Genomic DNA, 18366 nt, shown 5'->3' on the forward strand with positions numbered 1-18366 from the left:
GGGTCAGATTTCGATTGGCAGAAAATCGAACAGGGCCTGAGGAGCCTCGACCAGCAACATGTTTTTGAGCGGTTCCGGGCACTCAAGCGCCCGGAACTGCTCGACCACACTGGCGTAACTGACCTCTTGCTCATGCTGGGTGTGTGGCCAGTCGCTGCCCCATACCAACCGGCGCGGACCAAAGCTTTGCAGCAGCAGAGGCAATGCAGCGTGGGCAAACGCCGCATTTTGCTCGGCAGTGCCGCCCAGTCGATAAATTGCCGAGACTTTCATCCACAGCTGCCCGCTCAGGCCCAACTCCAGCAATGCCTGGAACGCCGGGTCATCAATACCAAGGCGCGCATCGGGCCGACCAAAATGGTCGATCACAATCTTGCAACCGAATGGCAGCAACTGCCGGATCAGCCCCGGCAAGTCCGCAACCTCACGGTGCAGTTCAACATGCCAACCAAGGGTCCAGACGTTCTTGAACAACGACTTCCATTCAGGTGCGGTGAAGTCAGGCAATGCCCTGCCGATGAGGTTCAGGCGAATACCGACAATGCCCAGCCCCGCCATACGCTGCAAGGCACCACGGCTGATATCGGTATCAACCACCGCCACACCGCGCAACCGATCAGGGGCCTGCGCCAGAGCGTCGAACAGAAATCGGTTATCGGTGCCCAGAAAACTGGGCTGCACCAGTACGCCATGACTCAAACCATGTTCGTGCAGGTGGGCCAGATACGCTTGCACAGTGGCATCGTAGTCCGGGCTGTAACGTCGTCCTGACGTCAGACTCAAATCCTTGCTGAAGACATGAGCATGGGCATCAATGCCCAGGATTGGCGTGGTACAGGGGTCGGTCATGAGTTCATCTGTAGTCAACGCAGTGCCGTAACACCGCGGGTGAAAGGATATTCAAGCCTGCTGCGCTGCGCCCTTATCCAGCGGCTCGGCAGCAATCAGCGTGGCATCAAGATTGCGTCCACGGGTTTCCGGCAGGCAGAAAGCAGCCACCATCGCCACGCCATAGGCAATACCGGCATCGATGCCGATGGCAGTGCCCAGCGACATCGATTCGCTCATATGGCCCACTAGAAACGGGAACACCGCCGACAATACGCGCCCGAAGTTGTAACAGAAGCCAACCCCTGCCCCACGTACGTCTGCCGGGTACAACTCGTTGAAAAACGAACCCAGGCTGGCCGGAATGCCAGCGGCGAAGAACCCCAGCGGAAAGCCAAGAAACAGCATTTGCGTATTGCTCAGCGGCAGCATCAGATAGCACTGCACCGTGACCACGCAGCACAGCGCGAACAGCATGATGTTCTTGCGTCGGCCAATGCGGTCGATCAACAGACCGCTGCATACGCAACCGCACCAGAATGCAACGATAATGACCGCCAGATAGCCGCCGGAGCTGAGCACTGACAGGTTGCGTTCGGTTTTCAGAAAGGTGGGCAGCCACGTCATGACCGCGTGATAACCGCCGTGCGCACCAAGGCCCAACAAGCCGCCGAGCAAGGTGACGCGCAATAATTCGGGGCGAAAGATTCCGGCCATCGACTTGAAGAAATTACCCTTCGGCGCAGCGTTTTTCTGCATGCGCTGGAAGCTGTCCGGCTCCTCGACGTTGCGGCGCACCCAGATAATCATCAGTGCTGGCAGCAGGCCAACGAAAAACATTACCCGCCAGGCAATATCCTCCGGCACAAACGAATAGATCAGGGTAAACAACACCACCGCCAGCCCCCAGCCGACAGCCCAGGCGCTTTGCACCGTTGCCATCACCTTGCCGCGGTAGCGCGACTGGATCGTCTCGGCCATCAACACCGCGCCCGCCGCCCACTCACCGCCGATGCCAAAGCCCTGCAGCGCTTTGATGATCAATAACTGATTGAAGCCGGTCACGAAGGCAGACAGGAAGGTGAAGAAGGAAAACCACAGGATCATCCATTGCAACGTGCGAACCCGGCCATAGCGATCCGACAACGTTCCGCCGACCCAGCCACCCAGTGCCGACGTCACCAACGTCACGGCGCTGATAAGCCCTGCGTCGCCTTTGGTCAGGGCAAAGGCGGCAATCAAGGCAGGGATGGCCAGACCGAACATCTGCACTTCCAGAGCGTCCAGCGACCAACCGCCGAAACAGGCCCAGAAGGTCTTGCGCTCCTTGGGAGTGACTTCGCGATACCAGTTGAACATGGCTTCCTATCCTTATGAGCGTCGAATGAGTCGGGGTGATTGCAGTGCGCTCAGCGAATTTCCACGCTGTAGCGGAAATGGCTGGCGTGCCCTCGTGAACGTCGCCACTCCAGAGGTTCACCGGCGTAATTACGCGCCAGTCGTTCAATGACCACTACCGGGCTGCCGGCCGAAACCTGCAGCAACCGGCCGTACACCTCGTTGACCGCTTCAGCCGTCAGGCTCTCTTGCGCATAAGCCACAACCTGACCGCAAGCCTCTTCATAGATCGGATAAAGCAACGGCCCCTGGGTATCGAGATCCAGATCCAGCAACGCCTGGAAGCGGATCCGAGGCAGCCAGATTTCTTCAGCCAGCACCGGCTGACCATCCAGCAAGCGCAGCCGGATCATCCGAATGACCGGCGCATTGGCCACCAGACCCAGCGCCTGACTGACCGCTGAAGGCGCAGCCACAGGCTCTATTGATAAAATCCGGCTTTCCGGTACACGGCGCTCGCCCGCTTCGGTCTGAAAACGGAAGAAACGAAACAGCGACGACTGAAACCTGGCACGCCGAATAAACGTGCCACGCCCCTGCTGGCGCTCCAGAACGTTGTCGCTGACCAGCAGATCAATGGCCTTGCGCACGGTGCCGGTGGACAGGCAATACTCAGCGGACAGCGCCGCTTCAGTAGGAATGGCTTCACCCGGACGCCAACGATTATTGGCAATCTGTTCGGCCAGACTGTCGCGCAGGCGTTGATAAAGCGGAAGGCGTTCGTCGCTGGAGAGCTTGTTCATTGTTGTAGTTATCCAGTCATATATATGAATATTCGGACGCGAGTATTCATCCGTGGTTAGCGGACGTCAATAGGGGCAGACGCCCGTACAGGCTTATGTAACTTGTCATCATCATTCCTGGAAATATCCTGTATCAACTCGCCGCACCTACTTAATACCCGACAAAACCGTTAGCCTGCTTGCCATCAGTCAAAAACCCGCCTGACAGATGCGCCTCGCGTGCCTGTCAGGTATACGCTCAAGCGAGAATCTTCATGCCCCACTCGTCCCACGCGGCGCACAAAGCCGTGAGCATGACCCCGGCCATGGTCATGCTGTTTGCCTTCTGCTGCGGCGCGATTGTCGCCAACATCTACTATGCGCAGCCGATCATCGAGCTGATTGCCCCGGACATCGGGCTGTCGAGTACGGCGGCGAGTCTGATCGTTTCGTTAACGCAGATCGGTTATGCGCTGGGCTTGTTCTTTCTGGTGCCACTGGGGGATTTGCTGGAGAACCGCAGGCTGATGCTGATCACCACTGCGGTTGCGGTGCTGAGCCTGCTGGGCGCTGCGTTTGCCGAGCAGCCGAATCTGTTTCTGCTGGTGTCGCTGCTGGTGGGTTTCAGTTCGGTGTCGGTGCAGATGCTGATCCCGCTGGCGGCGCATCTGGCACCGGAAGAATCCCGCGGCAGAGTGGTGGGCGGAATCATGGGCGGGCTGTTGCTGGGGATTCTGCTGGCGCGGCCGATTGCCAGTCTGGTGGCCGACCATTTCGGCTGGCGCGCAGTGTTCGGGGCAGCGGCCGTGGTGATGATCGGTATCAGTGTGGTGCTGGCAACCACCATGCCCAAACGCGTTCCGGATCATCGTGCATCCTACGGCCAGTTGCTGTTCTCGCTCTGGACGCTTTTGCGCACCCAGCCGGTGCTGCGCCAGCGGGCTTTTTATCAGGCATGTATGTTCGCGACCTTCAGTCTGTTCTGGACCGCCGTACCCCTGGAGCTGTCACGCAATCACGGGCTGTCGCAAAGCCAGATCGCGATCTTTGCCCTGATCGGCGCAATCGGTGCCATTGCGGCACCCATCAGCGGACGCCTGGCAGACGCCGGTTACACCCGCATCGCGTCTTTGGGCGCACTTCTGTTCGGTGCACTGAGCTTTCTTCCGGGCCTTATTCATCCTGCCTACAGCGTGATAGGCCTTGCGGTAACGGGCGTGGTGCTGGATTTCTGCGTGCAGACCAGCATGGTGTTGGGCCAGCGAACCGTCTATGCACTGGATGCCGCCAGCCGCAGCCGGCTCAACGCCCTGTACATGACCAGCATTTTCATCGGTGGCGCGATTGGCTCGGCGGTGGCTAGCCCGTTGTTTGATCATGGCGGCTGGACCTGGGTGCTGATCGCAGGCACGGTGCTGCCGTTGACTGCCTTGCTGGCGCTGCTCAGGGATCGATCCGGACAGAATGCGTAAACGCTGCACTTTGTAACTGATTTGCAGGATAATACCGCGGCGATGGCATGGCCCATCGCCCTTCTGGCTCTCTCTCGCACCTCAAGGCCCGCGTATCCGGCACCTCTGGATCTGCGCGATTGAACACGGATTGTACAGACGCCTCATCCCAAGGCCCCGAATCCGCCGATACTGCTTTTCAAGCGCATCGGTACGCACTTGCGCAACCCGAACAAGGCAAAACAGCAATGGACGCAGCACTACGAACAAGCAAAATTTCCGCGATTTTCGCCAGGATATCGATCGGCGTCAGCGGCATGATTGGAGTTATCTGGAGCATCTTCACCTACCTTTTCCCGGACCCGGCCGTTCTTGGCCTCAGTATTGACTTCATCAACTGGAAGACACTGGTCATTATCGTCGGCACAGGTATGGTGATAAGCGGGTTTTGTATCGCCTTCCTGGCCAGAAAGCTTCCCTCAATTCTCAAACTCAGTGTCTGGCTGGCGCTATCACTGTTTCTCTGCGCGGTGTTCTTCAAACTGGGCGGCGAATACGCTAAACCTTCGGTCGATTTCGCCCGCGGTCAAACACTGTTCACCGAGAATGAAAGCGCCAACCTGTTCGGCAAACGCTCCGAGACGGTCGACAACGTGAGTATGGAGTTGCTGGGTTGTGATCAGAATGGCCAGTCGCCTACCTGCATGTTGGAGCTGACCAACAAAAGTACAGACCGCGACTTCCGTTTTCTGAACCCGATCAGCCTGTTCGAAGAAACAGGCGGCGCTCTGGGCCTTTCGCAACTGCGTGTCGGCGATGCGAAATACGACCGCTGGGACAGCTTCCAGTTGATCCGTAACGTCCCTACCCGCGTGACGCTGATCTTTGAAGCGGCCAAGGGCCGGGTCAAGCAGTCACCTGCTTTGAAGCTGACCTTCCGTGATCGCGAGAACAAGGACAACGTGCTCAAGTTCAACGAGGTCAAGGTCAATTAAGTAGCAAACATAGAGGGTGCGTCGTCTTGAGTATGACGACGCACGTATTCGCTACCGGACTGACTGCTGCAGCCAGTTAGCCAGGTCAATGACTTCGGTTTCGTTGATGCTGTGCCCCAGCCCTTCATACCCATGAAATTGCGGTGACAGGCCAAGCGACTTCAGCGTGGCTTCGGCTTGCGGGCCGCTGGCGTAGGCCACCTGGCGATCCTGTACCCCGTGACCGATGAAGACGTTCAGGCGCTTGAGGTCATCAGAGGCTTTGAGCTCGGACTGCACCACCGGCAACAACCGCCCGCTCAACGCCGCAATCCCCCCTACCAGCTTGGGCTGACGCAGGGCGACTTCGTAGCTCATCATCGCGCCCTGGCTGAACCCGACCAGAAACACCTTGCCCGGCTGCGTGTGGAACTTGCCGGTGGCCTGGGTGATGAATGCACTCAACTGCTTGCCGCTGCTCTTGAGGTCTTCGGTCACGCCATCGTAGTCAGGCACGCCTGGTTTTTGGGTGAACCACTTGTAACTGTCAGCGCGCAACTCCACTGGAGCCTGCACCGACAGGTAGTTGTAATCGGCCGGAAGATGCTCCTTGAGCCCGAACAAGTCAGCCGCATTACTGCCGTAGCCATGAATGAAGATCACCAGCGGCCGGTTCGGGGTTTCGACGTTGACCTGTGCCAGGTAATCCAGCGGCAGATCAGTGTGCAGGGTGTCCTGCGCCTGCGCCATGCCGGCAACGGCAACGGCAAACAGCAAGGCAGTGAAAAATTTCAGCATCGGTTCATGACCTCTGTTTGACGCTGCCAGCAAGCAGCGTCGTGAGTGGGCTCGGAAGCAGAAACTGACACAGCCTCAGTTCTGCATGCTGGTCCGCGAAACTTCCGGCTTGATCAACTGCATCTGCTGACGGTAGTCATCCGTCACCTGACGTGCCTGGCTACTGCTGGTGATGACTCGCGGCGTGATCAGCACGATCAGTTCGGTACGGCCCTTGGACTTACTGGTACTGCCGAACAGCCACCTCAAGCCCGGAATGCGTCCCAGATACGGCACAGCGTTGACCGTCTCGGCGTTATCCTGCTTGATCAAACCGCCCAGCAGCACTGTCTGGCCACTCTGCGCGGCCACCTGCGTAGCGACCGAGCGCGTGGAGATACGCGGATTGCCGTTGGCGTCGTTGTTAGTGGAATTGGTGTCGGCGCTACTGACCTGCTGCTGAATGTCCATGTACACCAGTCCGCCCGGATTGATGCGCGGCACGACGTCGAGAATCACACCGGTCTGCACATATTCGACGCTGCTCAATGTGGTGTTGGTGGAGGTGTTAGTGTTGATCGAAGTCTGGCTGATCGGGATGTTGTCACCAACCTGAATCTGCGCCTGCTGGTTGTTCATCACCACCAGCGATGGTGCCGACAGGACCTGGGTTCGACCATTGGTTTCCAGCGCACGTAAGGCGACCTGCAAGTTGTTGCTGACAAAGGAGTAGAAGAACGCGTCAGTAGAAGCAAGCGCAGCCCCGCCGGTACCAATCGCACCCTGACTGCCCGCAGTGTTGGTAACGTTGCCGGTTGTACCCGAGTTGCCCGCCAAGCGTCCCAGATACCACTGCACGCCCATGTCCAGCTCGCCAGTCAGCGAGACTTCCAGAATGCGCGTCTCGATTTGTACTTGTAGCGGCGGATTGTCGAGGCGCTTGATCGCCGACTCGATTTCCTTCCACTGCGCCGGACGGGTGCGTACCAGCAACTGGTTGCTGCTCTTCTGCGCAGTGATGCGCGTGCTGGCGTCCAGCGACTTGCTGTTGCCGTTCGCGCCTCCACCTTCCTGGCTGGCCGAATCCGATTCACCGCCGCTCTGATCGTCGCTCTCGGATTCACTGTCGCCACTGTTCTGGCTGTTGTTCATGCCCTGGCTGTTGCCAAAGCCGCCGCCATTACTCATGCCACCGCCGTTGCTGCCCAGCCCGTTGGAACTGCTCATGCCGCCAACACCGCTGCCGCCATTGGAGTTGAGCGATGACAAGGTGGTGGTGCGCAGCCCCGGCGCAACCTTGGCTGCCGAGTCTTCCTTGATGGCACCCGACCCGTAGATCTGCCGCAGGTATTTGGCCAGATCGGTAGCTTTCATGTTGCGCACGTCGTACACGTACATCTGCGGCTCGTTACCGCCGCCTTCATCGATGGTATGAATCCACTCGCCGACTTCGCGCAGGTATTCAGGCTGCGAGGAAATCGCCACCACCGAATTGGTCCGCTCGATCGGCAGGAAACGCACCATGCCCGCCAGCGGCATGCCGCTCTCCGGACCGAACATTTTCTGCAACTCAGGCATCAGTTCACCGACCGAGGCACGTTGCAGACCGAATACGCCGACCGACATGCCCTTGAGCCAGTCCACATCGAACGTGTCGATGGTGTCCTGATAGTTGGACAGCTCTTCGGGCGTACCCGCCAGGCTCAGTACATTGCGCGCCGGATCAACCAGCAGGAACGCGTTTTCCCGGGCGAACGGCTTGAGCAGCTTCTGCATTTCGGTCGCCGAGATATAACGCAACGGAAACAACCGCGCCGACATGCCCGCCGACGGTTGCGCCACCGGCATTTCCGGCACCAGCTTGCCGGCAACGGCCTGATTCGAGGGCAGGATCACATAGCGATTGCCCTGTTTGATCATGGCGTTGTCGGTCCAGGACAGCAACGTTTCAAGAATCGACAACGCTTGCTGCTTGTTGACCGGCTTGGAGGTCGAGAAGCTGACATCGCCCTTTACACCTTGGGCAATGCTGTAATTCTCGTGCAGCAGATCACCCATGATGCTGTTGATCACCGCCTGAATCGGCTGATTGGTGAAATTGAAGACGATGTCGCCGGTTTCGGCCGGACGCGCCGCCGGAGCAGCAGCGGGCTGGCGGATGAAACGCTGGTTGCCCTTGATGATCTGGCGCTGCGGCGAGCTCGCCGGTTGCTGTGAAGGTGGCTCGACTGGCGGTCGTTCGCTGCGCGGGTCTACCGGCGGGCGTTGTGAACCGGTTCCCTGGAGCGCTTCCTGCAGCATGCCATTGTCGGGATCGAGAGTGTCGGGCTTTGACGCGCAGCCGCCTAGGGCGACGGCGGTAGCCAGGCAAAGCAAGGGTGTGCGCAAGGTAGCGATGGCAGAAACTCCAGAAAAGGTACCCATCACAGGGTGGAATCGTTGGTTAAGGTAATCGGCGGTGTACTCGACGGCGGCGGCAGACGCAACGCGGGCAGGCGTAGCATTTGCGTACGGCCATCGAGTTGAAAGGTGGCCTGGGTAGGCTCCAGACGGTCCAGCGTCCAGCCGTTGGGCAGGCGATCGCCCTGACGGATCTTCAACGCTGGACCGCTGGCTTGTTTGATCAGTGCAACACGCAGCGAGCCGTCCATGATCACCCCGGTCAGGGTCAGGCCGGCCAGGCTGGTGGCCTGCGCGTCGGCTTTGCGAACCGCCACGTCCGGGCTGCGGTCAGGACTGAACAGCGGGGTTTTCCAGGTATTGGCCAGGCTGTCCAGCGTCGCCGACGGCGCATTGTGGGTCTGCGCCTTCTGATCGATCGGGTTGCGCGGTGCCTGCTCCGGCAGCCAGTCGGGCGAGTGTGCAGCGCCACTGAAAATCAGGGCGATCAGCCCCGCCAGCAGCGCGGCCAGAGCCAGTAGCGACCACTCCAGCGGGCGTAAGGAACCGATCATTGCTCACCCTCCCCGGCGCTGGCCGGTTGCAGGTAGCCGCGCACCAGCAGGTGCACCACCAGTTTGCCGGCGGCACCGCTGGCCGGAGCATTGGCATCGCGACGCATACTCATCTCGTCAATGAACAGAAACGGGCGCTGGTACTCCAGCGCATGCAGAATGGCCGTCAGCGGTTCGATGGCGCAGTTCAGGGTCAGGCTGACCTTGACCTGCCGATACGGCTCGGCGCTGTCCTGCTCTGGCGTGATCGGCATACGCTGGGTCAACTCGCAGCCGCCGCCAGTGCTTGCCTGGCTGCTGATCAGGTCGGCAATGCGCTGCATCAGATCCGCCGCCACAGCACTCGGGTCTTCGCCGGGCAACAGACTGGTGCTGCTGGCCGGGTCACTACGGGCCTGTTCCAATTGCTCACGCAATGAGTCGCCCTGCTGCAGAAGGCCGGCGTAACGCTGCTGCTGTTCGCGCAACTGGTCGGTCTGCTCGCTGATGTCGCGCAAGGGTCCGGCGAACCAACTGTCGATCAACAGCCAATAAGCCAGGCACAGCACCAAGGCAAGAATCATCAGGGCCGCGCCCCGCCGCTCACGGCTTGTCAGTGGACGGCGCATCGGCGTTCTCCTGATGCTGGTTCTGGTGCAAATGCGCACGCAGTGAATACTGATCCTTGCCGGTCTTGGTGTCGGGCTGGATCACGCCCTGAAACTGCGCGTTGTCCAGACTGTGACAATCCTTGACGCGGCCGATCAGGGCACTGGCCTTGGCGCTTTGCCCGGAAAACGCAACTTCGGCGCTGTCACTGATCTCCAGATGCTCGATCCAGGTGTCCGAAGGCAGGCAAGCGGTCAATTCACTGAGCAGCGCCGACAGCGGCGGTTGCGCAGCCTTGCGGCGGATCAGGTAATTGGCTGCGCCCAGCGTGTTGGTCAACTGCTGACGCAGCTGTTGAATCTCACCCACCTGGGCCTTCTGCGCCTGGACACTGGCCTGCATGTCATCGAGCAGACTCTGCCGGTCATTCAGCCACAACAGCATGGCGCTCAGCAGCAAACCGGCACACAGCCAGAGCAGCCAGCGCTGCAAACGATGACCGGAGTGCGATTGCTGCGGGCGCAGTGGCATCGGCAACAGGTCGATGCCCATACGCTGCCCGCCAGTACCCATGTCGGCAGTCCCCATGTCAGTGACGACATCTACCGCATCGGGACGCAAACCGCGCTCGGCGCACTCACTGAGTATCGCGTCCAGCCGCTCGCGCAATATCGCCACCAGTGTGACCTGCACAAAGCTGGCGCTGCGACTGTCCTGACGGGCCACAAAATACAACTGGCCAGCGTCGAACGGGGTGAAGCGGTCCAGCTCGTAACCGACGACAGTCGACAGATTGCGCGCCGCGGCAGCTGGCAGTTGCAGGGGCTGCACCAGCACCGCCGACGCTGGCAGCAACAGCACACGTCGTGCCTGAGGCGATGCATCGGGCAGCGGCTCGACCAGCGGCCAGACGTGCGCCTGCTCCAGGGTCTCGCGGCCCAGCCAGCGACGCACACGCGGCGGCAGGCAGGCGCGAAGCTCCGCGACCCACCATTGCCAACCGTGTTGCGCCGGACTGCCACGCCACTGCCGGGCGACCTGTTCGCGTAACGCGTAGACAGGCGCCAGACGTGCAGAAACTGATGAATTCATTCTTGCCAACGCAACACCCTGTAGGGCTGTGCGCCTCCCTCCGATGGGCTCAATAAAACAGTGGTTTGTAACAGGGCAGTCACACCGCCCGGTCTTTCTGCGCGGCTGTCGATGGCCAGCACTTCACCTGGATCGGCCCCGACCGCGCTTTGGTTCGGCAGGTTCAAGGCCCGTCGCAGCAACGCCGAAGCGAATGCCGGGTCGGGCCGATCAAGGCCGCTCCATAATGTTATTTCCGGCAACAGCCGGGCATACAACGCCTGACTCATGCCCGGCAACTGGCGTACTTCCTCAACCACCCGCAACGGTGACTGACCGCCGTTGCGCTGCTCTTCCAGCACCTGGGCAATACCGCTGGCCTGATTCTTAGCCGCGCCGCAGGCCTGCAACAGCCGCGATACATCCGCCACCGGCGCGCTGTTGAGGTCCAGCTTGCCGCGCTCGCTCCTGATGCTGACGAGCAATTGCGTATCATCCATCCGCAACGACACCAGACGCCCATCGGCAATCCAGCGTTTGCGCTGCGCAGGATCAAGCAAACCCTGCACAGCCATATTCATGCCAGCTTCGGCGGCCATCAGCGCCTGAGTGTTCTGGCGCAACCAGAGTGCCTGTCGGCTTTCCAGTTGCACCCACCCGGCCAGCCCGCCAAGCAGCAGGCTCAACAGCGCGAGCACCCAAAGCACCACCAGCAGCGCAACACCACGCTGCTGTCGATTGGCTATATTCATTCGCCGCCCGCCCCACCGGACAGGTCCAGACGCAAAGCGACTACTTCGGGGACCCACTTCACCGCCCCGCTGGTCTTCAGGTCGATCCTTACAGCACCGGGCAAACGATTCGGCCAGGGCCATTCGGCCATCCAGCCTGTCGGCTTGCCCTTGGGGGTCAGCCCGCGATAACTGAACGTCAGTGACTCGACGTTTTGCAACAACACCTGAGGCTCACCCCAAGGTTTCAGGGCAATGCCGTTTGCACCAGACTGGACCTGAGCAAAAGACACTTGCAAAGACCGATGGCCTTGCGGCCCTCCAAGTTCCAGGCTGTGCACCTGTATGCCACCGCCCAGCTCACCGGGCAGCGTGGCGACAAAGCGCAACTGCTGCGCCGAGCCTTCAAAAAAACCGCTGTTGACGTCGTCTTCGGCAGACGTATCCAGCGGCAGGGCCTGACCAATCGAGCTACGCAGAAACGCCTGCGCGGCGCGGACTTCGTCCAGGTTCACGGTGTAACGTTCGGCCTTGAGCACCGCACGGTTGGCACCGAGCAGCGCCCCCGCAACCAACACCAGCAGCACGCCCAACAGACTGATCACCAACAGTACTTCCAGCAGCGTGAAGCCACGCTGGGTGCGGGTCATGATCCGGCCCCGCTGACAGCGCCGCGCAGTTTAAGCGTACTGAACTGCGCTTTGCGCTGGTGCTCGCTGAGCATCAGGTCGAGGCGAAACATCCGTGCCTCACCATTGGCACCCGACAGTTGACGGATATCCAGGGTCCAGTCGATGCCTGCGAGTGTTCCCTGACGCGTACCGTTTTCCAGCGGGCCGGCACTTTCCTGATCCATAATCGTGCGTGCTGCATGGCTGATCCGGTCACTGCGCGACACCTGTTGCAGAGAGCGAGCGCTCTGCCCGAATGCAACCAGCAGAACGCCGCTGCACACTGCCATAACGGTCAATGCAGCAAGCATCTCCAGCAGGGTGAACCCCGACTGCGATGTTTTCATTAAAGCGACCGTACCTGAACGCTACCGGTCAGCCAGCCAATATCAATACGCCAGCGCCGGTCGCCGTCGGCGACAACCACGTTGCCGCCACTGGAACCGCCATCCGGGTAGAACTCCACGGACGAGCCGAGATCCGACGCGGTCTGCATGGTCACATGCAGATTTTCAGGCCAGTGCACCTCACGCTTGCCGGGCGCCTTGAAAGTCGCCTTGCGCAGATTGAACTCAGTGCGTGCAGGCTGACCGGTGACAATCGCACGCACTCTGGTTGCCCTAAGCGCCTCGACCATGTCGCCGACCGCGCGTCGCTCACTGGCGGTACTCAAACCCTGTTGCAGACCGAACCCCACCAGACCGACGGCAATGCTCATCAACACCAGCACTACCAGCATTTCCATGAGGGTAAAACCCCGGCTTGCGACAGGCGTTCTCATGCTGAACGTTACTCCCAGTTGCCCAGGTCGGCGCTGTACCCTTCGCCGCCCGGCTGACCGTCCTGGCCGTAGAAAATCAGGTCGAAACTGCCGTGCTGGCCCGGGAAGCGGTAGCCGAACGCGTGGCCGAACGGGTCTTTAAGGTCCGAAGGCTTGGCGTAAGGGCCATTCCAGTTCGAGGCGTTGCCCGGTCTCTCGGTCAGTTGCTGCAAAGTCTTGGGTGGCGAACCGACGTCCAGCGCATAGCTTTCGATCTTCATGCCCAGGCTGGCCAACTGAGCCTTGCCTGCGCCGTATTTGCCCTTGTCGACGTTGCCACCTACCTGGCGCACGACGATGGTCGCAACAATGCCCAGCAATACGATAACCGCGAGCATTTCCAGCAAAGTGAAACCGCCCTGTCGGCGTGCGGGTTTGAAGCGTGTGCGGCTAAAAGTCATCGGAGTGGTTTCCTCTTTCATGGATTCAGATATTGCTGGTCAGGCTCATCAGCGGCAGCATGATCGCCAGCATGATCACCGCGACCATGCCCGCCATCACCACCGTCAGCGCCGGTACGAGCGCGGCGAGCATGCGGTCGATACCGCGCTTGGCCTCGACGTCGAACACATCGGCGACCTTCATCAGCATGGTGTCCAGTTCGCCCGCCTGTTCGCCGACCTCGATCATTTGCAGCGCCAGATCCGGCAGCAGCGGTTGCGCGCCGAACGCACTGGCCAGCGTGCCGCCGCCCTTCACCGACTCGGCAGCCTGCTCCACCTGCGCCTGCAAGGCGCGGTTGGTGCAGACCTGGCGAGCGATCACCAGCGCCTGCAACAACGCCACTCCATTGGTCAACAGCGTGCCAAGCGTTCGAGTCAGACGCGCTGCCTCGATGCGTTGCAGCAAGGGACCGATTACCCGAATGCCGAGTATGCGGCGGTCGCGGCGTTCACGGCGCTGTGGGTCGCGCATGCGAATGGCCATGCCCCAGATCAGCGCGATCAGGCTCGCCAGAACAGCCAGGCCGTAGTTGCTCAAAAATTGTCCGAGGTTGAGAATGACCTCGGTGATCAACGGAATCGGCACGCCGAGATCCTTGAAGATCGGTACGAATTGCGGCACTACATAGGCCAGCAACAGGGCCAGCGAGCCCAGTACGCCGACCACCAGAAAGGCCGGATAGATCAGCGCGTTGATGACCTCGCCACGCAGCAGCTGGCTACGTTCAAGGTAATCACTCAATTGACGCAGCGTGCTTTCCAGCGCGCCCCCGGCTTCACCGGCGCGGACCATGCTTATATAAAGTGGCGAAAACTGTGTGCCCTCTTCTTCCAGCGCAACGGACAACGGCTTGCCGGCCTTGACCTGTTCGCGGATGCGCTCGATCAATGCCTTGGTCTGCGGTTGTCCAGGCTGTTTGAGCAGAATTCCAAGAGATCGTTCCAACGGCTGTCCGGCACCGAGCAACGTTGCGAGCTGCTGCGTGAAACTGACCAGCGCTGCCCCATTGAGCAAGCCGCTGCCCAGTGCGCGGCGCAACCCGCCCATACCGGCCGCGTCAATCTGCAAGACCATCAGGCCACGTTTTTGCAGCGCGGCGATTGCAGCATCCTGGTCGCGGGCTTCCAGCGTGCCGTTCTGCGGCGCACCTTGAGCATCCAGTGCGCGGTACTTGAACAGGCTCATGTGCCTTCACCTCGGGTGACGCGCAGCACTTCCTCCAGCGAGGTCATCCCGGCAACGGCCTGGCGCAGGCCCTCTTCATGCAGCGTGCGCAACCCGCCGCGTCTGGCAGCTTCTTCCAGCGTCGAAGCGTCGGCGTGGCGCATCAACAGACTGCGCAGCTCTTCGTTCATGACCAGCAACTCGGTGATTGCACTGCGCCCCCGGTAACCGCCGCCAGGTGCATCGGCACGCGGGCGATACAGGCGAATCGGGCGCTCGTCAGTGAAGCGCTCCAGCCCGTGCTCGGCAATCAACTCCGGCGGCGCATCGAAGGCTTCACGCGTTGCCGGATCAAGACGGCGGACCAGACGCTGGGCCAGAATGCCGTTGACCGTCGAGGCGATCAGGTAGCTTTCGACGCCCATGTCCAGCAGACGGGTAATACTCGCCGCCGCGCTGTTGGTGTGCAGCGTCGAGAGCACCAGGTGACCGGTCAACGAGGACTGAATGGCGATACGGCAGGTTTCCAGGTCACGCATCTCACCGATCATGATGACATCCGGGTCCTGACGCACGATGGAGCGCAGTGCCCCGGCGAAGTCCAGGCCGATGGAAGGCTTGACCTGAATCTGATTGATGCCCTCGAGCTGATACTCGACCGGGTCTTCGACGGTGATGATCTTGCGCTCGGCGGTATTGAGCCGTGAGAGCGCAGTATAAAGAGTGGTGGTCTTGCCGGAGCCGGTCGGCCCGGTGACCAGCAGAATGCCGTGCGGACGCTCCAGCACGTCGAGAAATTCATCCAGCCGCTCGCCGTCGAAACCCAGGCTGGGGAAATCGAAATTGATGGTCTGCCGGTCCAGCAAACGCATGACCACCGATTCGCCGAAGCTGGTGGGCACCGTAGACACCCGCAGGTCCAGCTCCTTGCCCTGGATGCGCAGCATGATCCGGCCATCCTGCGGCAGACGACGCTCGGCGATGTCCAGCCGCGCCATGATCTTCACCCGGGAAATAACCGCCGCCGAAGAACTGGACGGTGGCGCTTCGGCCTCATGCAGCACGCCGTCGATGCGATAGCGCACTTTTAACTGGCTCTCGAACGGCTCGATATGAATGTCCGACGCACGCTGTTCGACCGCGCGTTGCAGAATCAGGTTGACCAGACGAATGACCGGCGCTTCGGAGGCCAGATCCTTGAGGTGCTCGATGTCTTCCAGCGAGCCGCCCTCCTCATCCAGGTTCTCGATCAGGGTGCCCATTGCCGAGCGGCCCTGTCCGTAATAACGCTCAATAAGGGTTTCGACTTCATTGCGCGGCCCGATGGACAGCCGCACCGGCACTTCGCAGGCATAAGCGATGGCCTGGAACGGGTACAACGTACCGGGGTTGGCGCTGAGCACTTGCAGCCCTTGATCGCTCCAGCCTACGGGCACGACTTGATAGTGGCGCATGAAGCGCTCGGTCAAAGGCGGCAAGGGGTCGAGCAGCGGCGGCACAGCGTCAGCAAGTAGCAGCGGTGCCTGCAACAGGGCTGCCCATGCGCGGGCCAGTTCAAATTCGGAAACCAGACCCAGACGAGTCAACAGCCCGAGCAGCTCGGTGCCTTCAGACTCTTGCTGCAAACGTTGCGCCCGCTCCAGATCGGCCATTTTCAGACCCGCGTGCTCGGTCAGCCAGGCGCAAACCTGCGCGGCATCCGGAATGAGGAGGCGGGAAACATCGACGGGAACTGGCGGCATGAATGAGGGCATTTTGCTACTTCGGAGGGACATGTTGCAGCACTCTCCGACTGGAAAGTGCTGTGCTCAAAGGCTTCAAACGATCAATTTGACTGCTTTTGAGGAGTTGCGTTCTGTGGACGACCACCTTTTGTCGTCTCGGTCTTCTGCTTTTGCGCCTTCTGCGCTGCCTTGGCGTCCTGGGTCTGAGTCATGACCGTCGAATCGCTTGCACCGGATGTTGCATCGTCATCGGTCGCTTCAGCGGCAACTACTGCACCACTAAGGGCCAGACCCAGAACAACGCCCGCACTGATTACAGAGAATTTCATCGTAGTTAACTCCACAGAAAAAAGAAGTGAATTCTGCAAAAGGCAGAAATCGGATAAAGACCGGGCAAGAAATAGCGTACAGCACGCATCGCAACTTGCGAGCTGTCTTTCTTCGTCCTGGCCAGCCATTACGTCAGCGAATTGAGCGGTCTGCAACAAATCGCGCCCAACGCCAAAGTCGACTTCATCGAAGGCCTGTCGCTGGACCCAAGCACCAGTGCCTGGACCACCACCGACGCAACTGGCAATGAAGTCCAGGGCATGAAAGTCGAGTACTTCAGCAACACCAACTGGTCTGGTGATGCAGCGGTCACCCGTACCGAGAAGCATGTTGACCTGGACTGGGCCAACGACAAGAACCTGCCGTTCGAAAGCAACACTTCGACGTCCGATCCGTACACCAGCAAAGGTTCGACCGCTGGCGAACTGAATGGCGATACATCGTCGACTTCGATTCGCTACACCGGCAAGGTCACCCCGACCCAGAGCGGCGAGCAGGTGTTCAAGGTTCGTGCCGACGGCGCCGTGCGTCTGTGGGTCAACGGCAAGAAAATCATCGACAACGGTGACGGCAAGCCATTGCCGGGCAACAGCATCCCGCCGACCATTCCAGAGTTCGCCAAGATCAATCTGGAAGCTGGCCAGTCTTACGATGTGAAGCTCGAGTACTCGCGTCGCGCCGGTTACCTGTCGACCATGGGTGGCCTGGTAGGTGTGCAGCTGAGTTCGGCTTCGCTGAACGCTCCTCAGGACTTGTCCGGCTATGACGCCGTTGTGGTTGCCGTGGGTAACAGCAACGAATACGAAGGTGAAGGTTTCGACCACAGCTTCGATCTGCCTGAGTTCCAGAACGAGCTGATCCAGAACATCGCCAAGGTCAACCCGAACACCGTGGTGACCATGTATGGCGGTACGGGTCTGAAGATGAGCGACTGGATCGAACAGGTTCCGGTAGCGCTGCATGCCTTCTACCCGGGTCAGAACGGTGGTCAGGCTCTGGCCGAGATCCTGTTCGGCAAGGTCAACCCGTCGGGCAAGCTGCCGATCAGTATCGAACGCAACATCGAAGACAACCCGGCTTACGCTTCCTTCCCGAAATTCGACAATCAGAACACTCTGACCGACATGGATTACAAGGATGACCTGATGCTGGGTTATCGCGGTTACGAGAAGAAAGGCATCAAGCCGCTCTACCCGTTCGGTTACGGCCTGTCGTACACCACGTTCGGTTACAGCAACATCAAAGTGACGCCGGGCGTTGCGGTGGGCAATACGCCGATCAAGGTGTCCTTCGATCTGACCAACACCGGCAAGGTTGGCGGTTCTGAAGTCGCTCAGTTGTACGTGGGCCAGCAGAACCCGAAAGTCGAGCGTCCGATCAAGGAACTCAAAGGCTACAAGAAAGTGTTCCTCAAGCCGGGCGAAAGCAAGCGCGTGACCATTGAGCTCAATGACCGCTCGCTGGCCTACTTCGACGTTAAAACCAATCAGTGGGTGGTTGATGCCGACACCTTCAACTTGTCGCTCGGTGGTTCGTCGCAGGACATCCGCCTGAACGCCAAGCTGGTCAACTCGTTCCGTCAGGAACTGTCGACCACCACCAGCAAACCGCTGCCACGCTCCGCTCTGAACTCGGTTCTGGTCGAGAAACCACCGGTCAAGACCGGCGGTGTATTCAAGCAGACCGTCGAGTAAGCGTTAGCTGACTGAAGGGTAAACG

18 protein-coding genes and 1 pseudogene are annotated in these 18366 nt (G+C 60.1%); 3 read left to right on the plus strand and 16 right to left on the minus strand.

All coding sequences use genetic code 11. The annotated features are described in order from the left end of the window. Positions 1–3: 3 nt before the first annotated feature. From AC4ANE_RS16570 to AC4ANE_RS16580, 3 genes are read right to left on the minus strand one after another with little or no spacing between them, the layout of a single operon-like run. Positions 4–849: an amidohydrolase family protein gene (locus AC4ANE_RS16570; protein ID WP_002553950.1), complete on the minus strand. Its 846-nt coding sequence runs from the start codon at positions 847–849 to the stop codon at positions 4–6. A 51-nt stretch (positions 850–900) separates the two neighbouring features. Next, entirely contained in the window at positions 901–2187 is a 1287-nt protein-coding gene (locus AC4ANE_RS16575; RefSeq protein ID WP_002553951.1) for an MFS transporter, read from the minus strand. 50 nt (positions 2188–2237) lie between these two features. Next, positions 2238–2969, minus strand: coding sequence for a GntR family transcriptional regulator (locus tag AC4ANE_RS16580; protein WP_002553952.1), 732 nt, complete (start codon positions 2967–2969; stop codon positions 2238–2240). A 254-nt stretch (positions 2970–3223) separates the two neighbouring features. Between AC4ANE_RS16580 and AC4ANE_RS16585 the strand changes: the two genes are divergently transcribed. After that, positions 3224–4420 (plus strand): MFS transporter, encoded by a 1197-nt coding sequence (locus tag AC4ANE_RS16585; RefSeq protein ID WP_002553953.1) that lies wholly within the window; start codon positions 3224–3226, stop codon positions 4418–4420. A gap of 227 nt (positions 4421–4647) precedes the next feature. Then, the gene (locus AC4ANE_RS16590) at positions 4648–5394 is read left to right on the plus strand and encodes a hypothetical protein (RefSeq protein WP_002553954.1); all 747 of its coding nucleotides are present in this window, start codon (positions 4648–4650) and stop codon (positions 5392–5394) included. Positions 5395–5445: 51 nt separating this feature from the next. Here AC4ANE_RS16590 and AC4ANE_RS16595 read toward each other — a convergent pair whose 3' ends face one another. The 13 genes from AC4ANE_RS16595 to AC4ANE_RS16655 all read right to left on the minus strand — a co-directional run bounded on the left by AC4ANE_RS16595 (position 5446) and on the right by AC4ANE_RS16655 (position 16646). Beyond that, positions 5446–6171 (minus strand): alpha/beta hydrolase, encoded by a 726-nt coding sequence (locus AC4ANE_RS16595; protein ID WP_057421862.1) that lies wholly within the window; start codon positions 6169–6171, stop codon positions 5446–5448. 75 nt (positions 6172–6246) lie between these two features. After that, a complete protein-coding gene (gene gspD / locus AC4ANE_RS16600; RefSeq protein ID WP_005745666.1) occupies positions 6247–8574 on the minus strand; it encodes a type II secretion system secretin GspD in 2328 nt (775 codons plus the stop codon). Beyond that, on the minus strand, positions 8574–9104 hold the full coding sequence (locus tag AC4ANE_RS16605; protein ID WP_002553956.1) for a type II secretion system protein N: 531 nt from the start codon (positions 9102–9104) through the stop codon (positions 8574–8576). Before AC4ANE_RS16605 ends, gspD begins: the two co-directional genes overlap by 1 nt. Next, the gene (gene gspM / locus AC4ANE_RS16610; RefSeq protein ID WP_002553957.1) at positions 9101–9712 is read right to left on the minus strand and encodes a type II secretion system protein GspM; all 612 of its coding nucleotides are present in this window, start codon (positions 9710–9712) and stop codon (positions 9101–9103) included. The genes AC4ANE_RS16605 and gspM overlap by 4 nt, the downstream gene beginning before the upstream one ends. After that, positions 9687–10784 carry a type II secretion system protein GspL gene (locus AC4ANE_RS16615; protein WP_002553958.1) on the minus strand — a complete coding sequence of 366 codons (1098 nt, stop codon included), beginning with the start codon at positions 10782–10784 and terminating at the stop codon, positions 9687–9689. Before AC4ANE_RS16615 ends, gspM begins: the two co-directional genes overlap by 26 nt. Continuing rightward, positions 10781–11515 (minus strand): general secretion pathway protein GspK, encoded by a 735-nt coding sequence (locus AC4ANE_RS16620; RefSeq protein WP_002553959.1) that lies wholly within the window; start codon positions 11513–11515, stop codon positions 10781–10783. Before AC4ANE_RS16620 ends, AC4ANE_RS16615 begins: the two co-directional genes overlap by 4 nt. Then, a complete protein-coding gene (locus AC4ANE_RS16625; RefSeq protein WP_002553960.1) occupies positions 11512–12144 on the minus strand; it encodes a type II secretion system protein GspJ in 633 nt (210 codons plus the stop codon). The genes AC4ANE_RS16620 and AC4ANE_RS16625 overlap by 4 nt, the downstream gene beginning before the upstream one ends. Next, positions 12141–12512: a type II secretion system protein gene (locus tag AC4ANE_RS16630; RefSeq protein WP_002553961.1), complete on the minus strand. Its 372-nt coding sequence runs from the start codon at positions 12510–12512 to the stop codon at positions 12141–12143. Before AC4ANE_RS16630 ends, AC4ANE_RS16625 begins: the two co-directional genes overlap by 4 nt. Beyond that, positions 12512–12946: a prepilin-type N-terminal cleavage/methylation domain-containing protein gene (locus AC4ANE_RS16635; RefSeq protein ID WP_002553962.1), complete on the minus strand. Its 435-nt coding sequence runs from the start codon at positions 12944–12946 to the stop codon at positions 12512–12514. The genes AC4ANE_RS16630 and AC4ANE_RS16635 overlap by 1 nt, the downstream gene beginning before the upstream one ends. Before the next feature lie 8 nt (positions 12947–12954). Further along, entirely contained in the window at positions 12955–13386 is a 432-nt protein-coding gene (gene gspG / locus AC4ANE_RS16640; protein WP_002553963.1) for a type II secretion system major pseudopilin GspG, read from the minus strand. 25 nt (positions 13387–13411) lie between these two features. Next, positions 13412–14614, minus strand: a complete 1203-nt coding sequence (gspF, locus tag AC4ANE_RS16645) for a type II secretion system inner membrane protein GspF (RefSeq protein WP_002553964.1) — start codon at positions 14612–14614, stop codon at positions 13412–13414. Then, on the minus strand, positions 14611–16335 hold the full coding sequence (gene gspE, locus AC4ANE_RS16650) for a type II secretion system ATPase GspE (protein WP_031594947.1): 1725 nt from the start codon (positions 16333–16335) through the stop codon (positions 14611–14613). The genes gspF and gspE overlap by 4 nt, the downstream gene beginning before the upstream one ends. An 83-nt stretch (positions 16336–16418) precedes the next feature. After that, complete coding sequence (locus AC4ANE_RS16655) at positions 16419–16646, minus strand: hypothetical protein (RefSeq protein WP_010214293.1); 228 nt, start codon at positions 16644–16646, stop codon at positions 16419–16421. Positions 16647–16760: 114 nt separating this feature from the next. On the opposite strand from AC4ANE_RS16655, the pseudogene AC4ANE_RS16660 reads away from it, so the two are divergent. After that, positions 16761–18341 (plus strand): annotated as a pseudogene (locus tag AC4ANE_RS16660) (glycoside hydrolase family 3 C-terminal domain-containing protein); the annotation flags it as partial. Positions 18342–18366: the final 25 nt, after the last annotated feature.

The organism is Pseudomonas sp. Pme6b (assembly GCF_058129925.1).